This window comes from Halomicrococcus pelagicus (assembly GCF_051917725.1).
Taxonomy (GTDB): domain Archaea; phylum Halobacteriota; class Halobacteria; order Halobacteriales; family Haladaptataceae; genus Halomicrococcus.
The window spans coordinates 656,727-683,303 of sequence record NZ_JBQBLX010000001.1 but is presented as its reverse complement, the minus strand read 5'-3'; the positions used below and the strand labels follow the sequence as shown (position 1 = coordinate 683,303).

Sequence of the window (26,577 nt, the reverse complement as noted above, 5' to 3'; positions counted from 1 at the left end):
CACGTCGCGCGACTCGGACGGCTCTCACCGCTCACCCCGACTCCCGCCGTCGCTCGTCGGCGACGGCGGCCACTTGACCCTGAACACCTCGGCGTCGAGCACGCGCCGCTGCTCCTGCTGGAACGCGAACTGCCGTTCGAGCGGCAGCTCAGCGCGAAACGCGTGGGTCACCTCCCCGCCCGCGTCCCCTGCGAACGCCTCGACGAACTCGCGACTTCCCTCGTTGTGTATCGAGTAGGAGACGTCGGAGAGCGACGCCGCGGCGTCGAGGAACGCGCGGTCGGCGTGCTCGTTGCCCCGCTGTGCGCCGAACGGCGGGTTCATCAGCACCGTCACCCCGGCGTCCGCACCTCGTCCGGCGGGACACAGCGGCGGGCGAGTCGCGTCGCCCCGTACCCAGTCGACGCCGACCGCGGGCGCGACCCTGCGCTCGTTCTCGCGGGCGCGGTCGAGGGCGGCCTCGTCGACGTCGACGGCCACGACGCGAGCGGGGTCGCGGGTCGCGGCCCCGAGCGCGAGCACGCCGGTTCCCGCGCCGAGGTCGACCACCGTCCTGCCGGCGACGTCACCGTGCACGTCCGCGAGGTGGACGAGGTGCGCCGCCAGGTCTGCCGGGGTGGGGTACTGCTCCAGTTCGACCTGGGGGTCCTCGAAGCCCCGGACCTCGGCGAGGCGGCGTTCGAGCGCGCGCTTCGACATACCGACGTCGAGGGCGGCGGCGCAGGTCAGTGTTCGGATTCCCGCGAGCGAACGACGGTCTCACGGTAGCCGACCGCGAAGGGCCGACGTTAATTATCCCGAACGACAACGGGAGAGCGATGGACGAACGCGACATCACGCTCCTGAAGGCTATCTCGGACCTCGAAACCGGGAGTCCCGAGGTGCTCCACGAGGCGACGGACATCCCGGTCTCGACCATCCACTACCGGCTGAACAATCTCCGGGACGAGGGCATCATCGAGAACGACCTCTACGACATCGACCTCGAGAAGTTCGGCCTCGGCGTCACGGTCGTCGTGGAGGTCCTGGCCGACTACAGCGGCACGTACGAGGACGTGGGCGAGGAGCTGCTGGAGGTCGAGGGCGTCACCCAGGCGTACTTCACGATGGGCGAGACCGACTTCATCCTCGTCGCCCATCTCTCCGACCGTGAGATGGTCGAGCGACTCATCAGCGACTTCGAGACCATCGACGAGGTCGAACGCACCTACTCGACGTTCGTCATCTCGACGCTCCGGGACTCCCACCGCGTGCTCCAGAGCTACAGCCGCGACACGCTCGTCGACGAACTCGCGGAGGATTAGACCGGGGACCCGTCGTTGTCGCCCGTCGAACACCGGACCTGCAGCGACTCGCGGTCCTTCGCGACGCAGGAGACGGAACTCAGCGTCGACGTGCTGGTCGGGTCCGGCTGGAACGTGATGCTCTCGCCGACCTGAATGCGGTTGAACAGCGACCGGTAGGTGGTGTAACGCTTGTGCTCGCCGACCTCCGCCTCGTTGGGCCAGGCCGTCTTGTAGTGCACGATGGAGACCACGAACGCGAGCGACCCGAACTCCTTCCGGAGGTGGTTCGCGAACTCCTCGCCGACCGTGAGGTTGCCGGCGCTGAGCGTCGTCCCGCCCTCGCCGCCGCCCTCGTTCCCGTCGCTGGCGTTCCAGCTCGTGGTTCCTTCCTCGGAGGTCGTACCGGACGCTTCGCCGTCCGTAGTTTCGCCGTCCGTGGTCCTACTGTCCGTGGTCGTGCTACTTATCGTGTTCACCTCGCTCTCGGTGGAGTTGGACGCTCCGGCGTACCCCTCGCGAACCGAGAACTTGCCCGGACGGTCCTCCGCTATCGGCAGATCTCCGGCGAGGACCGTCTTCGACACCACGCGCCCCTGATTGGTCCCGACCGCGGCGCTGGTGCAGCCGGCGGTCGCGCTCAGGACGCCCACCACTCCGGCCCGAAGGAAACTACGACGCTTCACGCCCACCCATTCGAGCGAGTGGTTAAAAACTCTGGCTACCCGGAGTCGCGGGCGGGGCCGCCCGAACGACGGAACGAAAACGGGAAACGACGCCGCGCCCAACTCCGCGACATGATTCGCAACGTCGCGGCGGGCGTCCAGTCGTTCACGAGCAACGCCTTCCTCGTGGACGGCGAGCGCACCGTGCTCGTGGACACCGGTGCGAACTTCGACGTGGTCGAACGCATCGAGGAGCGCGTCGAGGATCTGGACGCCGTCGTCCTCACCCACACGCATCCCGACCACGTCGGCAACGTCGCCGACGTGAAGGCCGCCTACGACGCCGAAGCGTGGGGGTTCGACGTCGACCAACCCGGCGTCGACCACCGCATCGAGGACGGCGAGGACGTCCCCATCGGCGACCACGACTACCGCGCACTCCACACGCCGGGGCACAAGGACGACCACCTCTGCTTCTACTCGTCCGAGGCAGGGGTGCTGTTCGCGGGGGACCTCGTCTTCCAGAACGGGAGCTTCGGCCGCACGGACCTCGAAGAGGGCGACCGTGACGCGCTGGTCGAGAGCATCGACCGCGTGCTCGGAGCGATAGACGAGGACCTCCGTGAGATGCACACCGGTCACGGTCCGAGCGTGACGACGAACCCCTACCACGACGTGGAACTCGCGTCGAAGGCCGCCCGGATGCGCTAACCCCTTCTCAAACCGACAGCAACGCCTCGTAGGCGTTCTCGTAGGCCGACGCGACCGCCGCCGGGTCCGAGCGTTCGGCGTCGGACAGCGGTGGGAGCGATTCGACGGCGGCGGGGTCGAGCAGGTCGACGACGTCCTCGACGCGCTCCTCCAGGGCACCGTCGCGGGGGCTACCGTCGGCGACATCGCAGGCCTTGTCGAACCGTTCGCCGTCGTACGCCCTGACGCGGCGTGGTTCGACCACGGCGACCGCGTCGAACTCGACGTTCCGGATGGGCCGGGCGATGTCGCTGTACGACTCGACGACCGCCCGGTCCGCCTCGCGGATGCGTTCCGCGAGCGCCCGGAAGTGGGGCAGGTGGCGCTTCTCGGTCCGGTCGTTCAACTCGGCGAGCGACCCGACCGACGCGGCGTCGCCCAGCGGGAGGTGCCGGCGGACGAACTCGGGCAACGCGGCGGTCTCGTTCGCGAGGAAGCCGTCGCCGACGCGGTCGACGAGGAACTCCCGGCGCGACTGCCCGAGCAGCCCCGAATCGGGGCCGGGCGAGGGCTGCCAGAGCCGGTGGACCGGGTTGACGTCCTCCGGTGCGAGGTCCCCCCTGCTGGCGGCCGCGATTCGCCTGGCGTCCTTGCCGTAGAGTCGCCCCTCGCCGACGGCCTCGCGAACGTCGTCGTGGTCGAACCAGTAGTCGTTGCCGGCGCGTGGCTTGACCCCGACGCCGTCGACGTGATCCAGCAGGCCGACGGTGAACGTGGTCTTGCCGGCGTCGACGCGGTCGCTCCCGACGACGAGCAGCCTCATGTCTTCAGGCCGTAGTACCCCGGTTCCTCGTCGGACGGCGGTTCGGCGACGACCAGTTGCTCCGAGTTGCGCATTATCCACGGTATCGCCCAGTCGAGCAGTATCTCCTCGTCCGCGACGTCGAGTTCCGCGTCGGCGTCGAGGCCCTGGAGGAGTCGCGCTATCTCGTAGACGGTGTACATCAGGTCCGGGTCGAGCAGTTCGTCCGGCTCGTAGAAGTCGCAGGGGTGGAGCCGGTCGAAGGCGTCTTTCGGCTTGGGCATGCGCGAGGGTACGAGCGTCCGCCGCTAAAACGTCCCGAATCGCACACAGCGGTTCGCGGCTAGACGGCGCGCCCTGCTTCGGTGGGGTGCGGTGTTCCGACCCCTCGCCGCCATGCGATATTTGTACAGGGGCGACCTGTATCCGATGGGGGGAAACATGGATTACAGCGAGTTCATCGGTCAGACACAACACCGACTCGAACTGGGAACGCAAGGAAAGACCGTACGTGCAATCCGGGCCGTGCTGACGACGCTCGGCGAGCGGATTCAGGAGGGCGAGGCGACCGACCTCGCCGGTCCGTTACCGATGGAGATAGACTGGTATCTGGAGAACGCCGACTCCGGCCAGCGGTTCGACTACGACGAGTTCGTCTCCCGCGTGGCCGAGCGCGCGAACGTGGACCAACAGGACGCGAACTACTACGCGCAGGCCGTCGTGAGTCTCGTCGCCGAGGTCGTTCCGGAGGGCGAACTCCAGCAGGTCCGCGACCAGCTACCGGACGACTTCGACCCACTCTGGGAACTCGTCGGCCAGGAAGAAGCGCTCGAATAACGCCGCGGTTCCCGGGAGAGTCTCTATCGTCGCTCCGGGACGTGGGTCAGCAGTTGCGCGACGTCGGAGACGTCGTGCGTGTCGATTACGAGTTCCGCGACCTCTCGCACCGTGAACTCCGCCTCGATGGTCTCGCCGTAACAGCGGGCGTACAGTTCGAACCAGTCGTTCAGTGCCCGCTCCAGCATCGACATCTCCACCTCGTCGAAGGCGGCGAACTCACCGGTGCGCCCGTCGACGTACACCGAGACGACGTCACCGACGCCGTCACGGAGATACGACAGGGCTCGCTCCTCGTCGGGCCGGTTCTCGGGCGCTTCGAACGCCTCGCGGTCGACCCGGGAGCGCTCGGCGAGGACGGCGATGCGGTCGCGGTACTCGCTCATCCTTCCCGGAACTCGACCCCCTTGCCGCCCCGGGGGTGCTCCCAGTCGGTGTCGGCGACGATGGCGCAGGTGCCACACTCGACGCACGGCTGGGTGTCGAGGCTGACGACCGTCTCCTCGTCGCCGTTCGTCCCGACCGTCTCGGCGCGGTAGCAGCCGCCGCCGAAGTCCTCGGCGCTGACCGGACAGGCGGTCACGGCCGCGCCGCTGGCCTCGAACGACCTGTCGCGCAGTTCGATGTGGGGGTTGCCCACGTCCGTGTCGTAGGTCAGGTCGCCGATGCGGTCGGCGAGGCTCTTGGGCTCGACGTCGCTCTCGTCGCTGACCCGGGTGCCGAGTTCCTCGGCGATGACGGTCGGCAGCGTGACGTACGGCGTCGTCGTGTCCGGAATCATCATCGAGAGGAACGGCGAACTGTAGAGGTTCTCCAGCCGGTCGGCGACGGGGCCGGCCCGCAGGACGGCCCGGCCGAGTCCGGACGTGAGGACGCTCTCCGCGAGGTCCGTGACGGTGTCGTTCTCGCCGAGCGTCCGCGCCAGCCGGTACTGGGGCGGCCGGAGCTTCTTCATCACGCCCTCTTCGCTCAGCTTCTTCGAGTAGAGCTGGCCGGCGGCGTCGGGGTCGCCGCGCATGCTGGCCTCGGCGAACGCCTCGCCGGCCAGCGCGCCCGCCGTCACGGCGTGGTTCATGCCCTTGATGATGGGGCCCTGGGCCTGCATCTGGCCGGCGGCGTCGCCGACGACGACGAGGCGGCCGCGATGCGGTTCGGGGTGGGCCGCCTTCTTCGAGTCGGGGACGAGCTTCGCCGAGTACTCCACCTCGTCGTAGTGGCCGTCGAGCCACTGGGCGAGGAGGGGGTGGGTGAGCAGGTTGTCGAGCAGTTCGTGCGGTTCCGCGCGCTCGTCGACGAGGCTGTCGAGGTGGAAGACGGTCCCGATGGACAGCGAATCGTCGTTCGTGTAGAGGAAGCCGCCGCCGCGGACGCCCTCGAACAGGTCGCCCGAGAAGAGGTGGGCCTCGCCCTCGTCGTCGTCGACGTCGAACCGCTCCGCGATGACCTCCTCCGGGACGTCGATGACGGCCTTGACGCCCTGGAACCACTCCTCGGGCTCCTCCCAGTCCATCAGGCCGGCGTCGCGCGCGAGTTCGCTGTTGACGCCGTCCGCGGCGACGACGAAGTCCGCCCGGATGGGGTCGAGTTCGTCGCAGGTGACGCCGACTATCTTGCCGTTCTCGCGGAGCAGACCGTTCACCCGGACGTCGGTCAGCAGGCCGCCGCCCGTCTCCTTCGTCTTCTCGTGGACCCGGTCTTCGAGCCACGAGTCCATGTGCCGCCGGAGGACGGCGTCGGACCACTCCGTGTCGTGTTCGTGGAGGTCGGTGATGTCGAAGGTCTTCACCTTCTCCCCGGCGACGTTGTGGAGGCGGTAGTTCGAGATGGGTCGCTCGGTCGCCTCCTCGCGGAAGCCGGGGAACAGGGAGTCGATGGTGTAGGGGGCGGACTCCTCGGCGTAGATGAGGCCCCCGGAGACGTTCTTCGCCCCGGCCTCGACGCCGCGTTCGAGGACGAGCGTCTCGATACCGTTCTGTGCCAGTGTCGCGGCCGCCGCCGCTCCGCCCGGTCCGGCTCCGACCACGACAGCCTCGTAGTGTTCGTGTTCCTCGGTCATCGTCGTGTTCCTCGCTCGCAGTTCTCGGTCGTCGCGTTCGCAGTCGTCGTGCGTTCGTCAGTCATCGTCCTCGGCAGTGACCGCGTCCAGTTCGCCCGCCTCGACGGCCTCGGTGAGGCGGGGGAGCACGTCGAAGAGGTCGCCCTCGACGAAGTAGTCGGAGAAGTCCCGGATGTCGGCCTCGGGGTTGGTGTTGATCGAAACGATGGTTTCGGACTCGTCCATCCCGACCTTGTGCTGGATTGCGCCGCTGATGCCCGCGGCGACGTACAGGTCGGGTTCGATGACCTGGCCCGTCTCGCCGATCTGGCGCTCCTCCGTGACGTACTGTTCGACGTGTCCGTCGACGTCGTAGGAGGCGGTGACGACGCCCCGGGAGAGTCCGAGGTCGGCGTCGTCGAACGCGTCCACGAGGTCGAGCGCCAGTTCGAGCCCCCGAGTGGGGTCGTCGCCGATGCCACGACCCACCGCGACGACCACCTCGTTGCCGGTGAGGTCGATGCCCGCGTCGAGGGTGTCCCACTCCGGGACCTCGACGCGGAACCAGTCGTCGGCCAGTTCGAGGTCGTGTTCGACGACGAGCCCCTCGCGGTCGAAGTCGGGGTCCATCGCCTCGAAGCTCCCCGGGATGACCGAACAGCCCTGCGGGTGGAACTCGCGGTCGGGGTTGTCGAGACACAGGATGGTGGAGTACTCGAAGCCGGAGAAGTCGGGGCGCTTCATGTGGAGGACGCGCTCGAACTCCACCTTCTCGCCGGGTTCGCCCGTCTTCACGGGGTTCGTGATGAGTTCGTTCTCGATGAACAGCCCCGAGCAGTCGCTGGCAAGCCCGGAGTCGAGTTCGCCCTGCACCTGCGCGGAGAGGTCGCGACCGTTGTTCGTCGCCGGGAACAGGAAGTACCGGGGCTTGTCGTAGTCGCGCCAGTCGGGCTGGTCGTCGCCCGCCGGTTCGCCCGGCGGCGACCCGCCCCGCGCCACGTCGGCGACTATCTCGGTGTAGGGCTTGTGCCGGAACCGCTCCAGGCGGTCGTCCTCGTGGTACACCGCGACGTCCGCGCCGTAGGCGACCGCCTCCTCGGCGAGAGCTTCCATCTCGTCGCCGACCAGGACGGCGACGACGCGCTCTTCGTCGCTTGGTCCGCCGTCGTCCGGCGGGCCGTAGTCCTCGGCGTACCCGTCCATCAGCTCGCGGGCCTTGCCGAGCATCTCCTTCGACACGTCGAGCAGGTCGCCGCCCTGCGTCTCGCAGTAGACGTACATGTCCCGGTAGACGCCGTCTTCCAGCGCCCGGACGTGTCTCTTGTCCGCCGTCGGGCGGTCGAGGCCGTCCTCTTCCTCGTCGTCGTCTCCGTCTTCGCCTTCTCCTCCGGCCTCTTCCTCCTCGTCTCCGCTCTCGGCGTCCTCCTCGTCGCTCCCCGCGTCCGCCGTTTCCTCGCTCTCGTCGTCGCCGCGCTCGCCGGCGTCTGCGTACTCCTCCTCGTGGTCTGTGTCGCCCGCGGCGTCGCCGTCCTCGGTTTCCTCCTGCAACTCGTCGATGCGGGCCTGGATGGCCTCCTTCGCCGTCTCGCGGTTCTTCCCTTCTTCCTCGTCGGTCAGCAGGTCGTCGAGTGCGCCGGGGTCGTCGACGGACTGGACCTCCGATTCGAGTTCGTCGACGGTGTGCTCGTCGGGGTCGATGTCCGCCACGGTCAGTCACCCCCCGCGAACGTCTGCATCGTCTCGACGACGTCGCCCATGGCCGCCTCGTCGTCCGGGTCCACCATGGTCGCGTCGCGCTCCGCCGGGGCCTTCGGGATGGGGTCCACCCCGGAGACGATGGTGGGCGACCCGTCCAGTCCGATGTAGTCCGGGTCCAGGTTCAGGGCCGCGTGGTCCCACGTCGTCATGTGTTCCTCGTGGTTCTCGGCGCGCTCTTCGGTTTCGGCTTTCAGTTGCTTGCGCCGGAGCCGATGTTCGGCCTTCCGGTAGGACGCCTCGAACTCGGGGTCTGGAACGATGAACGCCGGGAGCGGCGCCTCCACCGTCTCTATCTCGTCGACGTCGCCCTCGACGAGGCGCTTCGCGCGAACGCGGCGCTCGTCCTCGTCGATCTCCATGGCGACGACGTGCGTGACGATGGGGCGGTCGAGACACCACGCCGTCTGCGGACCGGTCTGGCCCGTCTCCCCGTCGGCGGTCTTGAAACCGGCGAAGATGACGTCCGGCTCCCCGACCTTCTCGATTCCCGCGCTGAGCGTGATTGCGGTCGCCCAGGTGTCGGCGGCCGCCATCTCGCGGTCCGAGAGCAGGTAGCAGTCGTCGGCGTAGACCGTCATCGCCTCCCGGAGCACGTCGCCGTACCCCGGTGGCCCCATGCTCATCGCGCTGACCGTCCCCCCGTGTTTCACCTTCGTCTGGAGGGCGGCCTGCAGTGCGTACTCGTCGTTCGGGTTCATCACCGTGGGCGTCTTCCCGCGTTCGAGGTGGCCGTCCTCGTCGAACGACACCTGCCCCTCGCGGAAGTCCGGTACGCCCTTGGTCAACACGACTGAGTGCATCGATACCACGTCCCTTGTGTATGTCTGTCTTTCATGCGGCACTCGGTACCAACTCGCGCATTCTTTATTATATTGTCGCCAAATCAACAGAGAACCGACACGCAGACCGACCGTCGACTCTCGCCGGTGCTGTCGCTCGGGCGGTAAGTAGCTCGAAACCGCTAGAGGCGGCGGCTCGAAACCGGTCGGAGCCTACGCTCCGGAGGTGGTTCCGGGTCCGTCCGGCCGCTTGGGCTCCGGCACGACGGACTCCTCGTGAGCATCGCTCTCGGAATCGTCGGCTCCGCCGTTCGCGGAATCGTCGGCTTCGTCGCTCCCGTGGGAGCGGTCCACCCCGCCGGTCACGTCGTCGCTGGCGTCACCAGTCGCGTCGTCTCCGGTCGCGTCGGTATCGCCGGCGGACGACCGGGACTCCTCAGCCTCCCCGTCGTCCGGGTCGGCCCCGTCGCCGGAGGTTTCGCCCGCCCCCGTCGCGTCCGGGGTGGCCGTCTCGTCCTCGTCCGACGCCCCTTCGCTGTCTTCGGTCGCCTCCCCGGTCGGCGCGGAGTCGTCTGAATCGGCCTCGCCCGATTCTGACGCGCCGTCGGCGTCGGTATCGTCGGGCGAGTCCGCGCCCTCCGCCTGCTCCGCGCCGGTCTCGTCCGTCTCTTCGGCGTGGGTCGGCTGACGCCCCCGCTCCCGTATCATCGTCATCTCCCCGCTGGCGCGCATCGTCCCGTCGGCGGTCGCGTTCTCGTGGAACCGCAGGTCGTCGCAGGAGACGTCCCCGAGCACCTCGGCGTCGGCTTCGAGGACGACCGTCCCGTTCCGGGTCGTCACGTCGCCGTGGATGCGGGTGCCCTCCCCGACGACGATGTCGCCGCGGGCGCGGAGACTGCCGAACACCTCGTTGCCCGCCCCGACCGCTATCTCCTCGGCGCGGACGTTGCCGTGGAGGCGGCAGTCGTCGCCGATGGTCGCCGGCGTCGAGACGCGCCAGGCGTCGTCGTTGACGCTCGCGTTCCGCGGGACGACCAGCGGGTCCGCCTCGGCTCCCTCCAGCATCTCGTCGACGAGGCTCTCCGCGGCTTCCTCCTCGCCGATGCGGAGCAGTTGGGAGAGGTAGACGAAGAGGAAGACGATGGTCGGCATCGGATTCCGGATGACGATCCAGCCGTTCGCCTCGAACCCGTCGTCTATCTGGACGTCGTCGCCGATGTCGAGGTCGCCGCTGACCATCAACTGCCCGGAGACGTGGACGCGCTCGCCGAGGTAGGCGTCCTGGCCGACGAGCACGTCGCCGTCCACGTCGCACCAGAGGTCGAGGCGACAGTCCTCCTCCGCCTCGATGTGACCGCCGAACGTCACTCGCTCGCCCGCGAGGACGTTGTTTCCGCGCACGCCGAACTCGACGGTGCTCTGCGCGCCGACGATGACGTCGCTGTCGGTCACGAGGTCGTGTTCTTCGACGGTGGTCTCGTCGGGAATCGACAGTTCGTCGAGTGGGTCGGAGCGGAGCGACACAACAGTATCTCTTCGAGCCACTCGTAATAAACTTCCCGAGAGCGTCAGACGCGCGTCTGTCGCGACGGTCCCGCGGTGGCGGTCGCCGTCGCTCGTCCCCCGGGGAGTCGCACAGGGCTTTTGACCCTGACACGCCTCGCTCCGACCATGTACGAGGTCGAAGTGAAGGTGCGCGCCGACCACGACGACGTCCGGGAGCGCCTGGACGAACTCGGCGCGACGCCCGTCGGACGGGTCGTCCAGGAGGACGTCTACTACGACGCCCCGCACCGCGAGTTCGCGGAGACGGACGAGGCGCTGCGCGTGCGCCGGCAGCGCCGGAGAGCGCGGGGCGAGGGCGACGAGCGCGCCGGCGCGGCCGACCGGCACGACGAGGAGGTGGTCACGTACAAGGGACCGCTGGTCGAGGAGGAGTCGAAGACGCGCCGGGAGGTCGAGACCGGCGTCGCTGACGCCGAGGCGGCCCACGACGTGTTCGACGCGCTGGGGTTCGACCCGGCGGCGACCGTGCGCAAGGAGCGCGAGTACTACGAACTCGACGGGTACACCGTCACGCTCGACGCGGTCGACGACCTCGGCGAGTTCGTGGAGGTCGAGGTCGAAGCCGACGAGTCCGACATCGAAGCGGCCCGCGAGGGCGCGTACGCGGTCCTCGACGACCTGGGTCTCGACCCGGACGAACAGATTCGGACCTCGTACCTCGGCCTGCTCCTCGCGGACGAAGATGCGAGCGAGTAATACGAGCGCGGCGAACCGTTTCCGCAAGTTATAGATTCTACGGCTGTGAACCTGCGATAATGACCGAGCGGAACATTCAGGTCGAACCCATCGACCGGCGGGCAGTCGAAGATCAGGAGATCGAGATCGTCGAGCGAAAGGGTATCGGCCACCCCGACTCCATCTGCGACGGCATCGCCGAGAGCGTCTCCCGCGCGCTCGCACAGGCGTACCTCGACCGGGTCGGGAAAGTGTTGCACTACAACACCGACGAGACGCAGCTCGTCGCGGGGAGCGCGAACCCGCAGTTCGGCGGCGGCGAGATGATAGAACCCATCTACGTGCTCATCGTCGGTCGTGCGACCAAGGAGTACGAGGGGACCAGGATTCCGGCCGAGACCATCGCGCTCGACGCCGCCCGCGAGTACCTGCGTGAACAGATTCCGGCGCTCGACGTGGGTACCGACGTCATCCTCGACGTGAAACTCGGCGAGGGGAGCGGCGACCTCCAGGAGGTGTTCGGCGAAGACGGCGCGACCGTGCCGATGGCCAACGACACGAGTTTCGGCGTCGGACACGCACCGCTCACCGAGACCGAACAGATCGTCCTGAACGCGGAACGACGCCTCAACACCGAGTTCGCGGCCGAGAACCCCGTACTCGGCCCGGACGTGAAGATAATGGGCAAACGCCAGCGCGACCACATCGACGTGACCGTCGCCGCCGCGATGATCGACCAGCACGTCTCCGACCGTGCGGAGTACGACGCCGTCGTCGAGGCCGTTCGGGACTACGTCCGCTCGGTCGCCGACGAGTACACCGACCGCGAGGTCACCGTCCACGTCAACACCGCCGACACCGAGGGCGCGGACGAGGAGAACATCTACCTGACGACGACCGGCACGAGCGCGGAGATGGGCGACGACGGCTCGGTCGGCCGCGGCAACCGCGCGAACGGGCTCATCACCCCCAACCGGTCGATGTCGATGGAGGCCACGTCGGGGAAGAACCCGGTCAACCACATCGGGAAGATATACAACCTGCTGGGCACGGAAATCGCCAAGTCCGTCGTCGACGAGGTAGCGGGCATCCGCGACCTTCGGATTCGACTCCTCTCCCAGATCGGTCGTCCCATCGACCAGCCCCACATCGCGGACGCCGAGGTCGTCCCGGAGGAGGGCGTCGGCTTCTCGGACATCGAGGATGACGTCGTCGACATCGTCGACCGCGAACTCGCCGACGTGACCTCGATAACGGAGTCGGTCATCGACGGCGAACTGCGGACGTTCTGACCACGCGGGTCGTCGAACGACGGCCTCCCGGAACGCCACGCGGTCGAGTAGATACCGGAGGACGGCGTGGCGTCGCGGTTCGAGGGGGTGGACGAGCAACACGGTGCAGTCGAGTTCCGTCGCTGGAACCGAAGGCCGTTTATTCGCCACCTGACTATCTCCGCACGTGTATCCGCCAGGAGCCGACACGGTCCTCGTCCGGCACGCCGACGTGGGCGTGAAGAGCGGCAAGGTCCAAACGGAGATGGAGCGGCGGCTCCGGGACAATCTCGCGGCGATGCTCGACTCGCGGGGCGTCGACGCCGACGTGGAACGGCGGTGGTCGCGCCTGCTCGTCCACGCGGACGAAGAGAACGTCGACGCGGCGACCGACGCCGTGGCCGACACGTTCGGCGTGCGGTCGGCCAGCGCCGCCGTGGTCGTCGACCCGGACCTCGACGCCGTCCGGAGCGCGCTCGCCGACGCCGCCCGAGCGCTGTACGACGGCGACACGTTCGCCGTGCGCGCCCGTCGAGCGGACAAGAGCCTGCCGTTCACCAGCGAGGACGTGGAACGGCAGGGCGGCGAGGCGGTCTGGAACGCCGTCGACGACCCCGCGGTGGACCTCGAAGACCCCGACACGACGTTCCGGGTGGAGGTGCGCGAGTCCGAGGCGTTCGTCTTCGTCGAGAAGCGGGCGGGGCCAGGCGGACTCCCGCTCGGCAGCCAGGCACCCGTCGTCGGCCTCGTCAGCGGCGGCATCGACTCGCCCGTCGCCCTCTGGGAGGTGATGAAACGCGGGTCGCCGGTCGTCCCGGTCTACCTCGACCTCGGCGACTACGGCGGCCAGGACCACGAGGCCCGCGCGATGGAGACGGTCCGGCGACTCGCGGCGTACGCGCCGAACTTCGACGTGACCGTCCGGAAGGTGCCCGCAGGCGACGTGATGGACCTGCTGGTCGAGGAGGTCGGACCGGCCAGGATGCTCGTCTACCGCCGGTTCATGTACCGCGTCGCGGAACACGTCGCCCGCGACGTCGACGCCTGCGGCATCGTCACGGGCGAGGCCATCGGCCAGAAGTCCAGCCAGACTGCGCGCAACCTCGGCGTCACGAGCGCGGCGACCGACCTCCCCGTCCATCGGCCGCTGCTCACGATGGACAAGACGGAGATAACGGACCGCGCGCGCGAAATCGGCACGTTCCGGGACTCGACGATTCCCGCCGGCTGCAACCGCGTCGCGCCCGACTTCCCGGAGACGAACGCGACGCTGGAGATAGTCGAGAACGCCGAACCGGACGACCTCTTCGAGCGCGCCCGGGAGGCCGCCGCGAACGTCGAACTGGTCGACGTCTAAGTCGAAATCGCTTTGGTCCGCCGTCCGAACCCATCGACAGTGACTCGCGTCTGTCTCGTCGGCTCCGACGACGTGGACCTGCGTGCCGAACTCCTCTCCCGGGAGACGGCGCGCGACGCCCTCGCGACCTACGACCTCCGGGAGCCGTATCGCAACTGCCTCGAACTGGAGACCATCAGCCTCGGCGCGGCCGTCTCGCTGCTGAACGACCTGAACTGGTATCTCGTCCGGTTCGCCGACGACGCCATCGTCCGAGAACCGAGCGTCAGCGACGAGGAGTGGCTCTCCAGGGACCTCGCCGCGTCCATCCGGGACGGCGAGGTCCGGCCCGCCGAGACCGACGCCCTGCTCGAAGTGTACGGCGTCACCGACGAGGGGGAACTCGTCGAACCGATGTACGTCGCCCGGGCCGACGGCGAGGTCCCGGAGTACGACCTCCTGGACGTCCCCGAGACGCTCGTCGTCCGGGTCACCGAATCGGAGTTCGAGAACTGAGCGCCTCCCGCCGGGCGCACACGACGCCGGGCGATGCGAATACGTCGCCGACCGCGGTTGCGTCGGAGACGGCGTCAGTCGAACATGCCGGTCGAGAGGTAGCGCTCGCCGCTGTCGGGGAAGACGGTGACGACGAGCGGGCAGTCGTCGTACCCCTGCTCGGCGCCGCCGTCAGAAGACACCGTGGCGTCGCTCTCGCCGTCCGCGTCGCTCGCCACCTCGCTCCAGTCGTCGGGCACCTCGGGGCAGTCGAGTTCGGGTTCCGCGATGCGCTCGGCGACCCGGGTCGCGGCGACGCTCGCCGCGCCGGAGGACTGACCGACGAGGATGCCCTCCTCCCGGGCGAGTCTGCGGCACTCGTCCTCGGCGTCCTCCAGCGCGACCGTCTCCACGGCGTCCACGAGGTCGGTCTCGAGCAGGTCGGAGACGAAGCCCGGTCCCATCCCCTGGTAGTCGTCGTCGCCGGACTCGCCGGACGAGAGCACGGCGTTGCGCTCCGGTTCGACCGCGACGACCTCCATGTCCGGGAACTCCTCCAGCAGCCGGGAGGCGGTGCCGGTGATGGTGCCGCCGGTGCCGACGCTCACGACGAGGGCGTCGACTTCGCGGCCGTCCACCTGGTCCAGTATCTCCTCGGCGGTGGTCCGGTAGTGCGCCTCGGCGTTCGCCGGATTCTCGAACTGGCCGAGCTGTATCGCGCCCGTCTCCTCGGTGAGTCGGTCGGCGCGGTCGCGGGCCGTCTCCATGTCGCCGGAGACGAGTTCGATGTCCGCACCGTAGGCGGCCATCACCTGCCGTCGCTCCGGCGACTTCGACTCGGGCATGACGATGGTGAGGTCGTACCCCCGCGCGGCGGCGACGATAGCGAGGCCGATACCGGTGTTCCCGCTCGTCGGTTCGACGATACGGTCGCCCGGCGAGAGTTCGCCCGCCTGTTCGGCGGCCGCGACCATCGCCTGGGCCGGGCGGTCCTTCGCCGACCCGCCCGGGTTGAACGCCTCGACCTTCGCCGCGACGGTCGCTCCTTCGGGAGAGCTGACGTGGACGAGCGGCGACCCCACGGCGTCCAGGATGCTCTCTTTCATTGGTCCACGGTAGGACGTGCGAACGTAAACCCCTAGCGGACAGCGGCAGTCGGTGCCGGAATTACGTGCACGAACGTCCGTGATAGTCCGTCTCGTGCTCGATACCGTGCCGCAAGGCACGAACTTAACTACGTCGGGTCCGAATCCGGGGACATGGAAATGACCGAACCGGATCCCATGTGGGACGCGGCGGAACACAGCGAGACGGTCGACGCGTTCGAGGCCGCCATCGGCGAGGTGTCCTACCACGTCTGGGGAGCGGACTGGTGTGGAGACTGTCACTCGGAGCTCCCCGACTTCTTCGCGGCGCTGAACGCCGCCGGCGTCTCGGAGGACAGGGTGGCGGTCCACGAGGTCGACGAGAACAAGGAGGGCGAACTGGTCGAGGAGTACGACGTCGAACTCATTCCCACCATCGTCGTCGAGCGTCAGGGTGAGGACGGCGAGGAAAACGAGGAAGTCGCGCGCTTCGAGGAAGAAGAGGACCGCCCGGCCGCGGACTACCTCGCCCGGCAGATGATAGACGCGAACGTGCTGGCCTGACGGCGCGACTGCTTTTCCGCTACTCCGGTGCGAGGTCGGCCGCCCACTCCAGCGCGGCGTCGACGTCCGTCACGGGCGGCGAACAGGTGAACGAGCGACAGACGTACAGCGTCGGCTCGTCGTTCTCCTGCTCCCGGTTCGCCCAGACGGGCGGCGCTTCGTCGAGGTCGAGAGCGTCCAGCCACGCGGCCAGTCCCTCCTCGGTCGGCGGGCGGCGCGAGAGGAGGCGGGTCGGGAGGTACGCCTCGGCGAGGCGCCCGCGCCACCGCTCCGGCAGTTCGTCGGCGACGACGGTCATCTCGAGCGACCCCGCGGCGTAACGGTCCGCGGCCAGCGAGAGCGTCGCGTGCTGGAGGGGGTTGGACTCGACCGTCCTGGCGTGGGTTTCGAGGGTGCGCTCGGCCACGTCGGCGAACCGCTCGTGCGGGACGAAATGCGATAGCGAGAGCAGGGTGTCGACGGCGACGCCGAGGCTGGACGGCGTGGACTGGTCCGAGAGCTCCTGGGGCCGGGCGACCAGCCGTTCGCCGCTCTCGGGCGTGAAGTACAGCGTCCCGGCGTCGTCGTCCCAGAACTCCGACTCGATGGCGCGCGCCAGGTCGACCGCGAACCCGAGGTGGTCGACGTCGCCCGTCGCCTGGTAGCAGTCCAGCGCCCCGCGGGCGAGGAACGCGTAGTCCTCGAGGTAGCCGTCGATGCCCACGTTACCCTCCTTGAATCGCCGGTGGAGTTTCCCGGCCTCGTCGTCCCAGAGGCGTTCGCGAGCGAACTCAAGGGCGTCGACCGCGAGGTCCGCGTACGTCTCGTCCAGTACGAGGCCGCCCTCGGCGAGCGCGGATATCATCAGCCCGTTCCAGCTGGCGAGAATCTTCTCGTCGCGGGCGGGCCGGGGGCGCTCGCTGCGCGCCTCGAACGCCTGGCGGCGCGCCTCGTCCAGCAGTTCGACCGTCTCGCTCCCGTGGAGGTCGTACTCCTCGGCGAGCGCGTCGATGGACTCGTTGACCGTCAGCACCGTCGACCCCTCGAAGTTGCCGGACTCCGTGACCCCGTAGCGGTCGCAGAAGAGGTCGGCCATGAGGTCGGTCTCCACCGCCTCGCGCACCCGTTCGGGACTCCAGACGTAGAACTTCCCCTCCTCGCCCTCGCTTCTGGCGTCGAGCGTGCTGTAGAACCCGCCGTCGGGATGGCGCATCTCGCGCTCGACGAATCCGAACGTGTCGTGTGCGACGCTGGCGTACCGCTCGTCGCCGGTCACCTGGTAGCCCGCGAGGTAACACCGCGAGAGTTCGGCGTTGTCGTAGAGCATCTTCTCGAAGTGCGGAACGGTCCACTCGCGGTCGGTGGCGTAGCGGTGGAAGCCGCCGCCGACGTGGTCGTAGAGACCGCCGTCGGCCATCGCGGTCAGCGCTTCGAGGGCCACGTCGCGGTACTGGACCGTCCCCGTCCGGTCGGCGGCGCGCAGCAGGAGGTGGATTCGCCCGGTCTGGGGGAACTTCGGCCCGTTCGTTCCGAAGCCGCCGTACTCGCGGTCGGCGCTCCGGACCGCCTGCCCGGCGGCGGTGTCGAGCAGGTCGCTCCCCGGCGCGTCGCCGGCCGCCGGCGTCGACTCCAGTTCGCCCTCGATGGCGTTCGCCCACTGCTCGGCCCGGTTCTCGACCTCCTCCCTGTCCTGCTCCCACGACCGCCGGACGTTCTCCAGCACGTCGACGAACCCCGGCTGGCCGCGCTTGGCCTCCTTCGGAAAGTACGTCCCGACGTAGAACGGCTTGCCGTCCGGCGTGAGCCACGCGGAGAGCGGCCAGCCGCCGTGGCCGGTCACCTGCTGGCAGATGGTCATGTACAGCGAGTCGAGGTCGGGTCGCTCCTCGCGGTCGACCTTGATCGGCACGAACCCGTCGTTCAACACCTCCGCGACCTCCTCGTCCTCGAAGCTCTCCTCCGCCATCACGTGACACCAGTGGCAGGCCGAGTAGCCGATAGAGAGGAAGATGGGGACGTCGCGCTCCCGCGCCGCTTCGAGCGCCGCGTCGTCCCACGGCTGCCAGTGAACCGGGTTGTCGGCGTGCTGGCGGAGATAGGGGCTCTCCTCCTCGTCCAGTCGGTTTCGGCTCGTCGGTTCGGGCATGGACGACAGTACGAACCGGCGGGATGTAAACCCCGGCACACCGGTACTCGACGACTCGCGTTCGAGCGCGGTACCGCCCGACCCTCGCCAGCCTCCGACGGAACGACGCCACCGTCCCGGTCACGGGACGCTCCCCGACGAACCTGCCACGTGTCGTCGGGAGTCACCCCCCGGACTGGGCCGCCCCTCTCGCCTGCGCGACGTGGGTGAGCGTGACCAGGCCGAGTCCACCCACGAGGTTGCCGGCCGTGACGACGACCGTCGTCCGGGCTAGCGTTCCGAAACCGATCGACGAGCCGAAGAGCATGCCGAAGAAGACGTGCAGTACCGTGACGATGACGTGGTCGAAGGGTCCGAGCGCCAACAGGACGCCGACGAGGTAGGCCACGGTGATGCGGCTGTCGACGCTGTTGACGGCCTCCAGGAGGAACGAAAGGAGGGTGACGAGCGCGCCGCCCGCGATGGCCTTCGCGAACCCGGCTGTCGGGCGGCGGTTCGCTATTTCCTCGGCGAAGGCGTGCAGCGCGTGCGGCGTTCCCGACGGGAGCGCACCGTCCACCGACCAGACGAGCGCGAAGATAGCGCCGCCGACGAGGTTGAACGCGAAGGTGACGACCCACAGGCGGAGGAGTTGCGAGACCATCCAGGTGTCGGACTGGTCGACCGCCTTCGCGACCGGGTCGAAGAAGTTCTCGTTGAACAGCTCCGCCCGTCCGACGACCAGTAACACGACGCCGGTGCCGAAGGCGAGCGCGCCGGCAAGCGTGGCGAGGTCGCCGAAGCGCGGTTCGACGACCGCGTGGACGATGCCGAGCGCGACGATGCCGAAGACCACAGTGAACCCCGCGATGAAGCTGGTCGCGACCAGTTCCAGCGTCGACTGGCCGAGGCGGCGGTCGCCTTCCTCGACCGCTCGCTGGAAAATCTCCGAGGGATCGGGTGCTATTGCCACGTAATGTCGGTCGTTCGTCGTAATGAAAAAAGCAGAGGCCGACGTCGCCGTACATCGGCCGTCGAAAGCGCCGCGTCGGCCTTCGAACCGGGTCGACGGCCGGGTCGAATCCGCGAGGTCCCACCGCGGTGAGAGACGCAACGGGGATGGATGCCCACGTTCGTGTACACTCTCGGCAGCGACAAGAGCAACCTTTACACTCCCGTGCCCACTCTCCCCGGACATGAGCGAAACGGTACTGCTGGTGGGAGGCGGCGGCCGCGAACACGCTATCGCCCGGGCGCTGGCCGACGGCGACGCCGAGGTGCACGCCTGCGCCGGCAATCGAAACCCCGGCATCGCCGCAGTGGCGGAGTCGTTCGAGACGCTGGAGACGACGAACTCGAAGGCCGTCACCGCCTTCGCCGAGGAGGTCGGCGCGACTCTGGCCGTGGTCGGTCCGGAGGGGCCGCTCGAAGCGGGCGTCGCCGACGCGCTCGACGACGCCGGGATTTACGCCTTCGGCCCCCGCGAGGCGGAGGCGCGCATCGAGACGGACAAGGCGTTCCAGCGGCGGTTCATGCGCCAGAACGACATCCCCGGCTGTCCGGAGTTCGAGACGTTCGACGACACGACGGCCGCCTGCGAGTACATCGACGAGTACGACGGCGACCTCGCCGTCAAGCCCGCCGGACTGACGGGCGGGAAGGGCGTCCGCGTCGTCGGCGACCAGGTGACCGCCGAGGAGGCCAAAGAGTACCTCCGGGACAACGACTACGACCGCGTCGTCCTCGAGGAGCGCCTCGTCGGCGAGGAGTTCACGGTGCAGGCGTTCGTCGCCGACGGCCAGTTGCGCGTCACACCGGCGGTCCAGGACCACAAACGCGCCTACGAGGGCGACGAGGGGCCGAACACCGGCGGGATGGGGAGCTACAGCGACGCCGGCCTCGAACTCCCGTTCCTGACGGAGGACGACTACCGCGAGGCCGTCTCCGTTCTCGAAGCGACCGTCGAGGCCCTCGACGGCTACAAGGGCGTCCTCTACGGCCAGTTCATGCTCACCGCCGAGGGCGTGAAGGTCGTCGAGTTCAACGCCCGGTTCGGCGACCCCGAGGCGATGAACACGCTGCCGGTGCTCAACACCGACCTGCTGGACGTGCTCGTCGCGGCCCGCGACGGCGAGGACCTGCCGCAGCTATCGTTCGCCCCGAAAGCGACCGTCTGCAAGTACGCCGTCCCTGAGGGGTACCCGACCGACCCCGAGGCCGGCGCGAAGGTGCGAATCGACGAGGGGAGCGCGGCCCGGGCCGCGGAGGGGAGCGACGGCGAGGCCATCCTCTACTACGCCAGCGTCGACGAGCGCGAGGACGGCGTCTACACGACCACCTCGCGGTCGTTCGCCGTCGTGGGGGTGAGTGACACCATCACGGACGCCGAGCGCGTGGCGGAGGACGCGCTCGCGGTCGCCGGCGAGGAGGGCCTGCGCGTCCGCCACGACGTCGGGACCGAGGACCTGGTCCAGCGCCGCGTCGACCACGTCGCGGAACTGCGCGGCGAGTAACTCGCTCGAAACCGGCGTCGACCGCGGTAGGCTCGCCCTGTCGACGGTCAGCCGTTCCATAACAAAACCGAAGCCTGTCGATTTCCGACCATGGTAACCGACCCCACCCAGTACGACGACGCGCTGTCGACCGACGACGTCTTCGACCTGCTCGCCGACCAGCGTCGCCGAAACGCCCTCGCCGTCCTCCGGGACCGGGACTGCGCGGTGGCGCTTCCCGAACTCGCGGCCGAGACGAAGGCCCGATGCGACGCCGACCCCGACCGCCAGGCCGTCGAGGCGAGTCTCCACCACGCGCACGTTCCGCGTCTCGCGGCGGCCGGCGTCGTCCGGTACGACGGGAGTCACGTCGAGTTGACCGACGCGGCGACGCAACTGGATCCCTTCTTCGAACTGGCCGAGGAGTAGTTTCAAGCCCTCGCGGCGTCTACCCCGGTGCGTGACCGACGACGACACGACGCGCCGCCACGACCGCATCGCGCACCACGCGACGCCGGGCGGTCGAAACTCCCTGCAGTACTGGACCGAGGCCCGCAATCCGCTCCGGGTCGCGCTTCACTACGCCGTCATCTGGCTCGTGCGCGTCAACCCGAGTCTGCGACTCAAAAACTGGTTGCTCCGCCGCATCGGCGTCACCGTCGGTCGGGGCGTCTCGTGGGGCCTGGAGTCGACGCCGGACGTGTTCTGGCCCGACCTCATCACCGTCGAGGACCACGCCATCGTCGGCTACGACGCGACGATTCTCTGCCACGAGTTCCTCCAGGACGAGTACCGGACCGGCGAGGTGGTCATCGGCGAGCGCGCGATGGTCGGGGCGGGCGCGATAATACTCCCCGGCGTCGAGATCGGGGCGGGTGCGAGCGTCGCCGCCAACTCGCTCGTGACGCGGGACGTGCCGCCCGGTGCGACGGTGGCCGGCGTCCCGGCGCGAGAGATGTCGACCGAGAGCGTCGCGGACGACTGATCAGTTCCGGAACCGAACCGCGCCGTTTCGCATGACGACGTGGTTCGGCACGATGAACTCCTCGTCGTCGTTCTCGATGCGCGTGACGAACATGTCGACCTCCTGCACGATGCCCCGGTTGTCGGCGACGCGAATCTCGTCGCCGATGCCGTACGGCTGGTTGAGCAGGAGGTAGATGCCCGCTGCGCCCGACCGCAGCAGGTCCCAGAACGCGACGACGCCGAAGGCGATGACCGCGAGCACGTACGCGGCGAACAGGACGATGAGGGTCAGCGTGGCGACGCCCACCTGGCTCAGGGCGATGAGCGAGGCGACGTAGACGATGCTGTACTTGACCAGTCGCGGAATGACGCTTATCTCGGGCAGTTTGACGCTCCGCAGGCGCTCGCTGACCAGCAGCTCCGCCTTGTCGGCGATGACGAAGCCGAGGATGAAGACGAGCGCGGCGACGAACAGGTGCGGGACGAAGAGAGTTATCTGCCAGAACAGCTGGGTCGACAGCGGGAGCTCCGCCGTGTTGAGCGCCAGCAGGATGGTGACTCCGTAGATGAACCAGGACGTGATGCGGGCGATGAGCGCGACGGTCGTCGTCCCGAGGCTCCGGGCGGTGCGCTCGAACGGCGTCCCTTCGACGACCTCGGGGACGCCCGCGGCACGGAGGACGCGCTTGTTGAGGCGACCGAGCAGGTAGCCCGCGATGCCGCCCCCGATGAGGATGAGGGCGGCCAGGACGATGCGGTACTCCTCCTGGAGGATGACCTGCCAGTCTACTGCCATCAGTACTCCTCCGGATCCAGTTCCAGAATCAGTTCACCGCCCTTGAACGCCCGGACGAGGCCGTCGCTCTCGGAGAGGACGATGGCCGTCGCGTTCGTGTCGCGGGTGATGGCTCCGGCGGCCATGTGGCGCGCACCGAGACCCTTCGGGATGTCGACGCCCTCCGCGGAGGGTTCGAGGTAGCGGTACGCCGAGACTATCTTCCCGGAGTCGCTGATGACGAACGCGCCGTCGAGACGGGAGAACTCCTTCAGCATCACGTTCACGATGGGGTCGCCGACGTGGACGTGACTCTTCTCGAACGGGTTGTACGAGAGCGGGCGGGACTTGTTCATCACCTTGCCGGCGTCGCCGACGACGAACAGCGCGCCGACGGGTTTGCCCTTCTGGCCCTTCTTCCCGAGTTCGATGGCGACCTCGAACACGTCGCGGATGACGCCGGGGTCGGCCCGCGAGTTGGCGAACAGGTCGTAGATGCCCGAGTGGTCCTCCTCGTCCGCGCGGACGCGGGAAATCGTGTCGATACTGTCGTCGAACACGTCGGTCGCGCAGACGACGAGGTCGCCGTCCTCGATGACTCCCTGTTCCAGCCCACCCTCGAGGCCGAACCGGACGCGGTCCCTGACGTTCTCGAACTCCACCGGTAGCTCCACGAACTCGTTCGCGCCGACCTGGTTGTCCGCTCCGACGACGACGAGGTCCGGGTCGGTGAGGTCGTCGAACCGCTCGTAGTACGACCCGCTGGGGGAGAAGAGAAACACGGCGTCCGCGTCGTCGACGATGTCTCCAAGAAGGTCCGTGAGGTCAGCCATTAGGCGGTTTCACTCAATCATTCGAGAAAAAGGTTGTGGGCTGCCGGTCGTCGTCCCGCTCCGACCGTCGAGAACGCCCTTCTCGGAGTTCGAACCGGGGGTCCGGCGGACGTCGAGTCAGCGGCGCTCCTCGATGCGGTGCATCTGCTCGCGGTGGAGCGTCACGATGAGGTCCGAGAGCACGCCGAAGATGAGCAACTGGACGCCGAAGAGGATGGAGACGCCGGCCACGATGGCAAGCACCTCGTGGGAGACGCTCCGGGTGACCCACTCGACGCCGACGTAGACCCCAAGCAGGACGCCGAAGAGGCCGCTCGACAGGCCCATGACGCCGAAGTACACCAGCGGGTTGTTCGTCTTCGCGAGCTGGTACAGCGTCAGGACGATGTTGCCGCCGTCCCGCAGCGGGTGGAGGTTCGTTTCGGAGTCCTCGGGGCGCTCCTCGTACTGTACGGGTACGACGGTCGTGGGAAGGTCGTGACGCACGCACTCGACGGCCATCTCGGTCTCGACGCCGAACCCGTCGGCGTCGAGGCGGAACCGCTCGGCCGACTCGCGGGTGAACGCCCGGTAGCCGCTGAGGATGTCCTTGAAGTTGCGACCGTGGATGACCCGGAACGCCCGGTTGATGGCGCGGTTGCCGAACGTGTTCAGTCGCGTCATCGCCCCGTCCTCCATCTCCGCGAAGCGGTTGCCGACGACGTGCTCGTACCCGTCGTCCAGCGGTGCGAGCATGCGCTCGGCGTCGTCCGGACGGTACGTGCCGTCGCCGTCGAGCATCAGCACGTACTCGGTCTCGATGCGTCGGAGTCCTTCGCGGATGGCCTGTCCTTTGCCGGTGCCCGTCTGTTCGACGACGCGCGCACCGTGCTCGGCCGCCACCTCCGCCGTTCCGTCGTCGGAACGACCGTCGACCACGAGGACGTTCGTGTACCCGCGTTCGCCGAACTCGTCGACGACTTCGCCGATGGTCTCGGCCTCGTTCAGCGTGGGAACGAGCACGCACACGTCCTCCGGGTCGGGCATTATCGGGACGATAGAGTCGGGATGCTAAAAGCCCAACCATTCAGGACCGCCAGCAGTTCGAAGGGCTGGCGCTCGTTGCTGGCGTAATTCTGATGTATCCGATTTAATAAACCACAAGAAACTTAACCTATCGGGATTCTGGTTCGACCAATGCAAGTCGGTATCGACCCTCAACAGCTCGGACTCGAGTTCGGTAGCGGTGCCCTCATCGGCGGTATCATCGGGTTCGCAGCCAAGAAAGTGGCCAAACTCCTCGCCATCATCGTCGGTCTGGAACTCGCCCTGTTCAAGTTCCTGGAGTCGCGCGGCATCATGTCGGTGGACTGGGAGAAGCTCTCGGCGGGCATCCTCAAGACGGGCGAAGCCGCCCAGGGTGGCGCGCCGCCCTCCTGGGTGGCGACGCTGCTGTCGACGCTGTCGATAAGCGGTGGCTTCGCCGGCGGCTTCATGGTCGGCTTCAAGAAGGGATAGTTCGGCGTTCTCGACGCTCTTTTGGCGCGGCGACGACCACGCGGTCTTTTCACCGGAGAAACGGTCCCAACGGCGACCCGGAGTGCCGGGTGTCAGGCGACGCCAGCCCGGAGGTAGGCGAAAGCGCCAAGTCCGACGATGCGCGATTGTCACGCATGCCCAGTCAGGATTGGACGGACATGATAGTCGGCGACCGGATGGCGGTCGACCGGGAGTTCTCCCAGCGCGTCACCGATTCGGAGTTCTCCCGCCAGGAGTGGGGCCTCGTCATGACCGCCGTCGAGTTCGACATCGAGCATCCCGGCGACGACGAGCGCGCGAAACTCGTCGCGGACACGAGCAAGGTCGAGCAGGTGATGCCGGAGATGGAGTCGATACAGTCGCAGATGAACGCGATGGGCGGCGGTCAGCGCAAGAAAGAGAGCAGGGGAATCTTCTCGTCGGTCAAGGACGCGCTCGGTCTCGGCGGCGGCGGTAACGGCGTCGACCAGGACCGCCTCGCGGCGGCCGAACGCCTCGCCCAGGAGTACGCCGACGAACTTCAGGAGCGTCTGGAGTCCCAGGGCAAGTGGAAACGCGTCCGCTCGGCCGTCAGCGAGTAGCGATGGAGCTGGCACCCGGTGCGTGGAGGTACGCCACCCCGCCCTTCGTTCTCTCCGGTCCGCTCGGACTGCTCTCGCCGGTCGCGACCCTGCTCGCGCTCGGACTCGGGGTCGCCGTCCTGCTCTTCTTCCGCGACCCCGACCGAACGCCGCCCGCGGAGGGCGTTCTCGCGCCGGCGGACGGCCGTGTCTCGGTCGTCCGCGAGGAGGGCGACCGCGTCCGCGTCGGCGTGTTCATGAACGTCACCGACGTGCACGTCAACCGCGCGCCGATGGGCGGTGAGGTCGAGTCGGTCGAGCACCACGCCGGCGCCCACCGGCCGGCGTTCAGCAAGGAGTCCGACCGCAACGAGCGGGTCCACGTCCGCTTTGCCGACCACGACCTGACGCTGATAGCGGGTGCGTTCGCTCGCCGCATCCACCCGTACGTCGAGGCCGGTGACGACGTGAGTCGCGGCGACCGGCTCGGCCACATCGCGTTCGGCAGTCGCGCCGACGTCCTACTACCCCCGGCCCTCGACCGCTCGGACGTCAGGGTGGGGAAAGGCGACCGCGTGCGCGCGGGCGAGACGGTCGTCGCGCACCGCGAGACGAGCGAGTGACGCGCGGTCGACGCTGTGGACGGTAGGTTGAGCCTCCGCTGTTGCTCCCATCGTCGTCACCCCGCCGAAAGAGATCAGTCGCTAGAGTAGTCGCCGCCGTGGAACAGCGTCAGTTCCTCGGCTTCGTAGATGTTGATGAGTTCGTTGACGATCTCGTCGTAGGACTCGTCTTCGACGCGGAGGCTGTCGAGGCGAGATACGGTCTCCTCGTCGAGTGTTATTTTGGGCATCGTCCTATTTTAGACCTCGAAGTTCTTTAAACTCTGCGGCGGTCCGGCGTCGTGTGCGTCGTTACCGTCCAGACGCTCTCTCACGGCTGTCTCGGCACCTCGACCGTCGATTCGTTTTTCCCGTTTTCGGCGCGTAACCACTGCTTACCGGCTTTGTAGACGCCGCTTGCCAATACGTATCTTAGACCTGCGCTGCGGCAGGAGATGCTTTCGTCCCGGTAGGTAGTGGATAACAAAGTGGTCGGACTGTCCTTTGTCGTATCGCCGAGGCCCAGCCATGACAGTCTCCAACGATCAGATGACGAGCGGAAACGACACAGTCGCTGAGAACCGTTGCCGAAGCTGCGGGTCCTTCGTCACTCGCGACTTCGCACGCGTCTTCGGGAACAACGAGAACGAGGTGTTCGGCTGCCTCGAATGCATGACCGCTACCGAGGTGAAAAAGGGGGGAGCGCGCGCCGAGGAGGTCGACACGACACAGCTCATCGGGGGACGCGAACCGCTCCGCTGAAATCCGGTACTTTCGAGGAGTGGAAGCCGACGAACGGTTGTGGTTTTCCTTTTGCGGTGAGAAGAGCGAGTCGAGGAGGGACGGGTAGGAGCGGGCTCGTGTCGTAGCCGTGCTACGGCGAGTT

General features: G+C 68.0%; 31 protein-coding genes. 15 read left to right on the top strand and 16 right to left on the bottom strand.

The genetic code is table 11. The features are described from left to right. Positions 1 to 24: 24 nt before the first annotated feature. Positions 25 to 699: an METTL5 family protein gene (locus ACTF4R_RS03690; RefSeq protein ID WP_440006315.1), complete on the bottom strand. Its 675-nt coding sequence runs from the start codon at positions 697 to 699 to the stop codon at positions 25 to 27. Between the two features lie 119 nt (positions 700 to 818). On the opposite strand from ACTF4R_RS03690, the gene ACTF4R_RS03685 reads away from it, so the two are divergent. Further along, entirely contained in the window at positions 819 to 1,304 is a 486-nt protein-coding gene (locus ACTF4R_RS03685; RefSeq protein ID WP_440006313.1) for an Lrp/AsnC family transcriptional regulator, read from the top strand. Here the strand turns inward: ACTF4R_RS03685 and ACTF4R_RS03680 are convergent. Continuing rightward, positions 1,301 to 1,969, bottom strand: coding sequence for a hypothetical protein (locus ACTF4R_RS03680; RefSeq protein WP_440006311.1), 669 nt, complete (start codon positions 1,967 to 1,969; stop codon positions 1,301 to 1,303). The genes ACTF4R_RS03685 and ACTF4R_RS03680 overlap by 4 nt on opposite strands. A gap of 111 nt (positions 1,970 to 2,080) precedes the next feature. Here ACTF4R_RS03680 and ACTF4R_RS03675 point away from each other — a divergent pair, with 111 nt between their 5' ends. Then, entirely contained in the window at positions 2,081 to 2,659 is a 579-nt protein-coding gene (locus ACTF4R_RS03675) for an MBL fold metallo-hydrolase (protein WP_440006309.1), read from the top strand. A gap of 7 nt (positions 2,660 to 2,666) precedes the next feature. On the opposite strand, the gene ACTF4R_RS03670 is transcribed toward ACTF4R_RS03675, so the two are convergent. Together ACTF4R_RS03670 and ACTF4R_RS03665 are read right to left on the bottom strand one after the other, a co-directional pair. Next, a complete protein-coding gene (locus tag ACTF4R_RS03670; RefSeq protein ID WP_440006307.1) occupies positions 2,667 to 3,461 on the bottom strand; it encodes an ATPase in 795 nt (264 codons plus the stop codon). Next, positions 3,458 to 3,724, bottom strand: coding sequence for a DUF5827 family protein (locus ACTF4R_RS03665; protein WP_440006306.1), 267 nt, complete (start codon positions 3,722 to 3,724; stop codon positions 3,458 to 3,460). Before ACTF4R_RS03665 ends, ACTF4R_RS03670 begins: the two co-directional genes overlap by 4 nt. A 157-nt stretch (positions 3,725 to 3,881) precedes the next feature. Between ACTF4R_RS03665 and ACTF4R_RS03660 the strand changes: the two genes are divergently transcribed. Beyond that, positions 3,882 to 4,277, top strand: a complete 396-nt coding sequence (locus ACTF4R_RS03660) for a DUF2267 domain-containing protein (protein ID WP_440006304.1) — start codon at positions 3,882 to 3,884, stop codon at positions 4,275 to 4,277. Between the two features lie 23 nt (positions 4,278 to 4,300). On the opposite strand, the gene ACTF4R_RS03655 is transcribed toward ACTF4R_RS03660, so the two are convergent. The 5 genes from ACTF4R_RS03655 to ACTF4R_RS03635 all read right to left on the bottom strand — a co-directional run bounded on the left by ACTF4R_RS03655 (position 4,301) and on the right by ACTF4R_RS03635 (position 10,373). Next, positions 4,301 to 4,663, bottom strand: coding sequence for a DUF8055 family protein (locus tag ACTF4R_RS03655; RefSeq protein WP_440006302.1), 363 nt, complete (start codon positions 4,661 to 4,663; stop codon positions 4,301 to 4,303). Beyond that, on the bottom strand, positions 4,660 to 6,333 hold the full coding sequence (locus tag ACTF4R_RS03650) for an FAD-dependent monooxygenase (protein WP_440006300.1): 1,674 nt from the start codon (positions 6,331 to 6,333) through the stop codon (positions 4,660 to 4,662). Before ACTF4R_RS03650 ends, ACTF4R_RS03655 begins: the two co-directional genes overlap by 4 nt. A 57-nt stretch (positions 6,334 to 6,390) precedes the next feature. Next, the gene (locus tag ACTF4R_RS03645) at positions 6,391 to 8,019 is read right to left on the bottom strand and encodes an electron transfer flavoprotein subunit alpha/FixB family protein (protein ID WP_440006298.1); all 1,629 of its coding nucleotides are present in this window, start codon (positions 8,017 to 8,019) and stop codon (positions 6,391 to 6,393) included. A 2-nt stretch (positions 8,020 to 8,021) separates the two neighbouring features. After that, positions 8,022 to 8,870 carry an electron transfer flavoprotein subunit beta/FixA family protein gene (locus tag ACTF4R_RS03640; protein ID WP_113275837.1) on the bottom strand — a complete coding sequence of 283 codons (849 nt, stop codon included), beginning with the start codon at positions 8,868 to 8,870 and terminating at the stop codon, positions 8,022 to 8,024. Positions 8,871 to 9,062: 192 nt separating this feature from the next. Next, a complete protein-coding gene (locus ACTF4R_RS03635; RefSeq protein ID WP_440006296.1) occupies positions 9,063 to 10,373 on the bottom strand; it encodes a polymer-forming cytoskeletal protein in 1,311 nt (436 codons plus the stop codon). A 147-nt stretch (positions 10,374 to 10,520) separates the two neighbouring features. Here ACTF4R_RS03635 and cyaB point away from each other — a divergent pair, with 147 nt between their 5' ends. From cyaB to ACTF4R_RS03615, 4 genes are all read left to right on the top strand, one after another. Continuing rightward, positions 10,521 to 11,111, top strand: coding sequence for a class IV adenylate cyclase (gene cyaB, locus ACTF4R_RS03630; RefSeq protein WP_440006295.1), 591 nt, complete (start codon positions 10,521 to 10,523; stop codon positions 11,109 to 11,111). A gap of 59 nt (positions 11,112 to 11,170) precedes the next feature. After that, positions 11,171 to 12,382 carry a methionine adenosyltransferase gene (locus ACTF4R_RS03625; protein WP_440006293.1) on the top strand — a complete coding sequence of 404 codons (1,212 nt, stop codon included), beginning with the start codon at positions 11,171 to 11,173 and terminating at the stop codon, positions 12,380 to 12,382. A 166-nt stretch (positions 12,383 to 12,548) separates the two neighbouring features. Beyond that, complete coding sequence (locus tag ACTF4R_RS03620; RefSeq protein WP_440006291.1) at positions 12,549 to 13,718, top strand: tRNA sulfurtransferase; 1,170 nt, start codon at positions 12,549 to 12,551, stop codon at positions 13,716 to 13,718. Between the two features lie 39 nt (positions 13,719 to 13,757). Next, positions 13,758 to 14,213, top strand: a complete 456-nt coding sequence (locus tag ACTF4R_RS03615) for a DUF5804 family protein (protein WP_440006289.1) — start codon at positions 13,758 to 13,760, stop codon at positions 14,211 to 14,213. A gap of 74 nt (positions 14,214 to 14,287) precedes the next feature. Here ACTF4R_RS03615 and ACTF4R_RS03610 read toward each other — a convergent pair whose 3' ends face one another. Then, on the bottom strand, positions 14,288 to 15,298 hold the full coding sequence (locus ACTF4R_RS03610; protein ID WP_440006287.1) for a PLP-dependent cysteine synthase family protein: 1,011 nt from the start codon (positions 15,296 to 15,298) through the stop codon (positions 14,288 to 14,290). Positions 15,299 to 15,451: 153 nt separating this feature from the next. Here ACTF4R_RS03610 and ACTF4R_RS03605 point away from each other — a divergent pair, with 153 nt between their 5' ends. Beyond that, entirely contained in the window at positions 15,452 to 15,841 is a 390-nt protein-coding gene (locus tag ACTF4R_RS03605) for a thioredoxin family protein (protein WP_440006285.1), read from the top strand. A 19-nt stretch (positions 15,842 to 15,860) separates the two neighbouring features. On the opposite strand, the gene ACTF4R_RS03600 is transcribed toward ACTF4R_RS03605, so the two are convergent. Continuing rightward, the gene (locus tag ACTF4R_RS03600) at positions 15,861 to 17,966 is read right to left on the bottom strand and encodes a thioredoxin domain-containing protein (protein WP_440006284.1); all 2,106 of its coding nucleotides are present in this window, start codon (positions 17,964 to 17,966) and stop codon (positions 15,861 to 15,863) included. Between the two features lie 163 nt (positions 17,967 to 18,129). Then, positions 18,130 to 18,918, bottom strand: a complete 789-nt coding sequence (locus ACTF4R_RS03595) for a formate/nitrite transporter family protein (RefSeq protein WP_440006282.1) — start codon at positions 18,916 to 18,918, stop codon at positions 18,130 to 18,132. Positions 18,919 to 19,141: 223 nt separating this feature from the next. Here ACTF4R_RS03595 and purD point away from each other — a divergent pair, with 223 nt between their 5' ends. From purD to ACTF4R_RS03580, 3 genes are all read left to right on the top strand, one after another. Then, a complete protein-coding gene (gene purD, locus ACTF4R_RS03590) occupies positions 19,142 to 20,458 on the top strand; it encodes a phosphoribosylamine--glycine ligase (protein ID WP_440006281.1) in 1,317 nt (438 codons plus the stop codon). A 90-nt stretch (positions 20,459 to 20,548) separates the two neighbouring features. Beyond that, entirely contained in the window at positions 20,549 to 20,866 is a 318-nt protein-coding gene (locus tag ACTF4R_RS03585; RefSeq protein ID WP_440006279.1) for a DUF7344 domain-containing protein, read from the top strand. Between the two features lie 31 nt (positions 20,867 to 20,897). Then, entirely contained in the window at positions 20,898 to 21,422 is a 525-nt protein-coding gene (locus ACTF4R_RS03580; protein ID WP_440006277.1) for an acyltransferase, read from the top strand. Here ACTF4R_RS03580 and ACTF4R_RS03575 read toward each other — a convergent pair whose 3' ends face one another. The 3 genes from ACTF4R_RS03575 to aglJ form a co-directional block, all read right to left on the bottom strand. After that, complete coding sequence (locus tag ACTF4R_RS03575; protein ID WP_440006276.1) at positions 21,423 to 22,199, bottom strand: mechanosensitive ion channel domain-containing protein; 777 nt, start codon at positions 22,197 to 22,199, stop codon at positions 21,423 to 21,425. Further along, a complete protein-coding gene (gene dacZ, locus ACTF4R_RS03570) occupies positions 22,199 to 23,011 on the bottom strand; it encodes a diadenylate cyclase DacZ (protein WP_440006273.1) in 813 nt (270 codons plus the stop codon). The genes ACTF4R_RS03575 and dacZ overlap by 1 nt, the downstream gene beginning before the upstream one ends. Positions 23,012 to 23,128: 117 nt before the next feature. Then, on the bottom strand, positions 23,129 to 24,037 hold the full coding sequence (gene aglJ / locus ACTF4R_RS03565) for an S-layer glycoprotein N-glycosyltransferase AglJ (protein WP_440006271.1): 909 nt from the start codon (positions 24,035 to 24,037) through the stop codon (positions 23,129 to 23,131). Positions 24,038 to 24,187: 150 nt separating this feature from the next. On the opposite strand from aglJ, the gene ACTF4R_RS03560 reads away from it, so the two are divergent. The 3 genes from ACTF4R_RS03560 (at position 24,188) to ACTF4R_RS03550 (ending at position 25,712) form a co-directional block, all read left to right on the top strand. Beyond that, the gene (locus ACTF4R_RS03560) at positions 24,188 to 24,508 is read left to right on the top strand and encodes an FUN14 domain-containing protein (protein ID WP_440006270.1); all 321 of its coding nucleotides are present in this window, start codon (positions 24,188 to 24,190) and stop codon (positions 24,506 to 24,508) included. Positions 24,509 to 24,663: 155 nt separating this feature from the next. Further along, complete coding sequence (locus tag ACTF4R_RS03555; RefSeq protein ID WP_440006268.1) at positions 24,664 to 25,110, top strand: DUF5799 family protein; 447 nt, start codon at positions 24,664 to 24,666, stop codon at positions 25,108 to 25,110. A 2-nt stretch (positions 25,111 to 25,112) separates the two neighbouring features. Next, a complete protein-coding gene (locus ACTF4R_RS03550) occupies positions 25,113 to 25,712 on the top strand; it encodes a protein sorting system archaetidylserine decarboxylase (RefSeq protein ID WP_440006266.1) in 600 nt (199 codons plus the stop codon). Positions 25,713 to 25,786: 74 nt separating this feature from the next. Here ACTF4R_RS03550 and ACTF4R_RS03545 read toward each other — a convergent pair whose 3' ends face one another. Next, on the bottom strand, positions 25,787 to 25,942 hold the full coding sequence (locus ACTF4R_RS03545; protein WP_433624574.1) for a DUF7557 family protein: 156 nt from the start codon (positions 25,940 to 25,942) through the stop codon (positions 25,787 to 25,789). 277 nt (positions 25,943 to 26,219) lie between these two features. On the opposite strand from ACTF4R_RS03545, the gene ACTF4R_RS03540 reads away from it, so the two are divergent. After that, the gene (locus ACTF4R_RS03540; RefSeq protein WP_433624572.1) at positions 26,220 to 26,453 is read left to right on the top strand and encodes a DUF7563 family protein; all 234 of its coding nucleotides are present in this window, start codon (positions 26,220 to 26,222) and stop codon (positions 26,451 to 26,453) included. Positions 26,454 to 26,577 lie beyond the last annotated feature (124 nt).

Bases quoted from the DNA above. Each gene is read 5' to 3' on its own strand.
- ACTF4R_RS03690 (WP_440006315.1), bottom strand. From the start codon at position 699: ATGTCGAAGCGCGCGCTCGAACGCCGCCTCGCCGAGGTCCGGGGCTTC.
- ACTF4R_RS03685 (WP_440006313.1), top strand. From the start codon at position 819: ATGGACGAACGCGACATCACGCTCCTGAAGGCTATCTCGGACCTCGAA.
- ACTF4R_RS03675 (WP_440006309.1), top strand. From the start codon at position 2,081: ATGATTCGCAACGTCGCGGCGGGCGTCCAGTCGTTCACGAGCAACGCC.
- ACTF4R_RS03670 (WP_440006307.1), bottom strand. From the start codon at position 3,461: ATGAGGCTGCTCGTCGTCGGGAGCGACCGCGTCGACGCCGGCAAGACC.
- ACTF4R_RS03665 (WP_440006306.1), bottom strand. From the start codon at position 3,724: ATGCCCAAGCCGAAAGACGCCTTCGACCGGCTCCACCCCTGCGACTTC.
- ACTF4R_RS03660 (WP_440006304.1), top strand. From the start codon at position 3,882: ATGGATTACAGCGAGTTCATCGGTCAGACACAACACCGACTCGAACTG.
- ACTF4R_RS03655 (WP_440006302.1), bottom strand. From the start codon at position 4,663: ATGAGCGAGTACCGCGACCGCATCGCCGTCCTCGCCGAGCGCTCCCGG.
- ACTF4R_RS03650 (WP_440006300.1), bottom strand. From the start codon at position 6,333: ATGACCGAGGAACACGAACACTACGAGGCTGTCGTGGTCGGAGCCGGA.
- ACTF4R_RS03640 (WP_113275837.1), bottom strand. From the start codon at position 8,870: ATGCACTCAGTCGTGTTGACCAAGGGCGTACCGGACTTCCGCGAGGGG.
- cyaB (WP_440006295.1), top strand. From the start codon at position 10,521: ATGTACGAGGTCGAAGTGAAGGTGCGCGCCGACCACGACGACGTCCGG.
- ACTF4R_RS03625 (WP_440006293.1), top strand. From the start codon at position 11,171: ATGACCGAGCGGAACATTCAGGTCGAACCCATCGACCGGCGGGCAGTC.
- ACTF4R_RS03610 (WP_440006287.1), bottom strand. From the start codon at position 15,298: ATGAAAGAGAGCATCCTGGACGCCGTGGGGTCGCCGCTCGTCCACGTC.
- ACTF4R_RS03605 (WP_440006285.1), top strand. From the start codon at position 15,452: ATGGAAATGACCGAACCGGATCCCATGTGGGACGCGGCGGAACACAGC.
- ACTF4R_RS03600 (WP_440006284.1), bottom strand. From the start codon at position 17,966: ATGCCCGAACCGACGAGCCGAAACCGACTGGACGAGGAGGAGAGCCCC.
- purD (WP_440006281.1), top strand. From the start codon at position 19,142: ATGAGCGAAACGGTACTGCTGGTGGGAGGCGGCGGCCGCGAACACGCT.
- ACTF4R_RS03585 (WP_440006279.1), top strand. From the start codon at position 20,549: ATGGTAACCGACCCCACCCAGTACGACGACGCGCTGTCGACCGACGAC.
- ACTF4R_RS03575 (WP_440006276.1), bottom strand. From the start codon at position 22,199: ATGGCAGTAGACTGGCAGGTCATCCTCCAGGAGGAGTACCGCATCGTC.
- dacZ (WP_440006273.1), bottom strand. From the start codon at position 23,011: ATGGCTGACCTCACGGACCTTCTTGGAGACATCGTCGACGACGCGGAC.
- aglJ (WP_440006271.1), bottom strand. From the start codon at position 24,037: ATGCCCGACCCGGAGGACGTGTGCGTGCTCGTTCCCACGCTGAACGAG.
- ACTF4R_RS03560 (WP_440006270.1), top strand. From the start codon at position 24,188: ATGCAAGTCGGTATCGACCCTCAACAGCTCGGACTCGAGTTCGGTAGC.
- ACTF4R_RS03555 (WP_440006268.1), top strand. From the start codon at position 24,664: ATGCCCAGTCAGGATTGGACGGACATGATAGTCGGCGACCGGATGGCG.
- ACTF4R_RS03550 (WP_440006266.1), top strand. From the start codon at position 25,113: ATGGAGCTGGCACCCGGTGCGTGGAGGTACGCCACCCCGCCCTTCGTT.
- ACTF4R_RS03545 (WP_433624574.1), bottom strand. From the start codon at position 25,942: ATGCCCAAAATAACACTCGACGAGGAGACCGTATCTCGCCTCGACAGC.
- ACTF4R_RS03540 (WP_433624572.1), top strand. From the start codon at position 26,220: ATGACAGTCTCCAACGATCAGATGACGAGCGGAAACGACACAGTCGCT.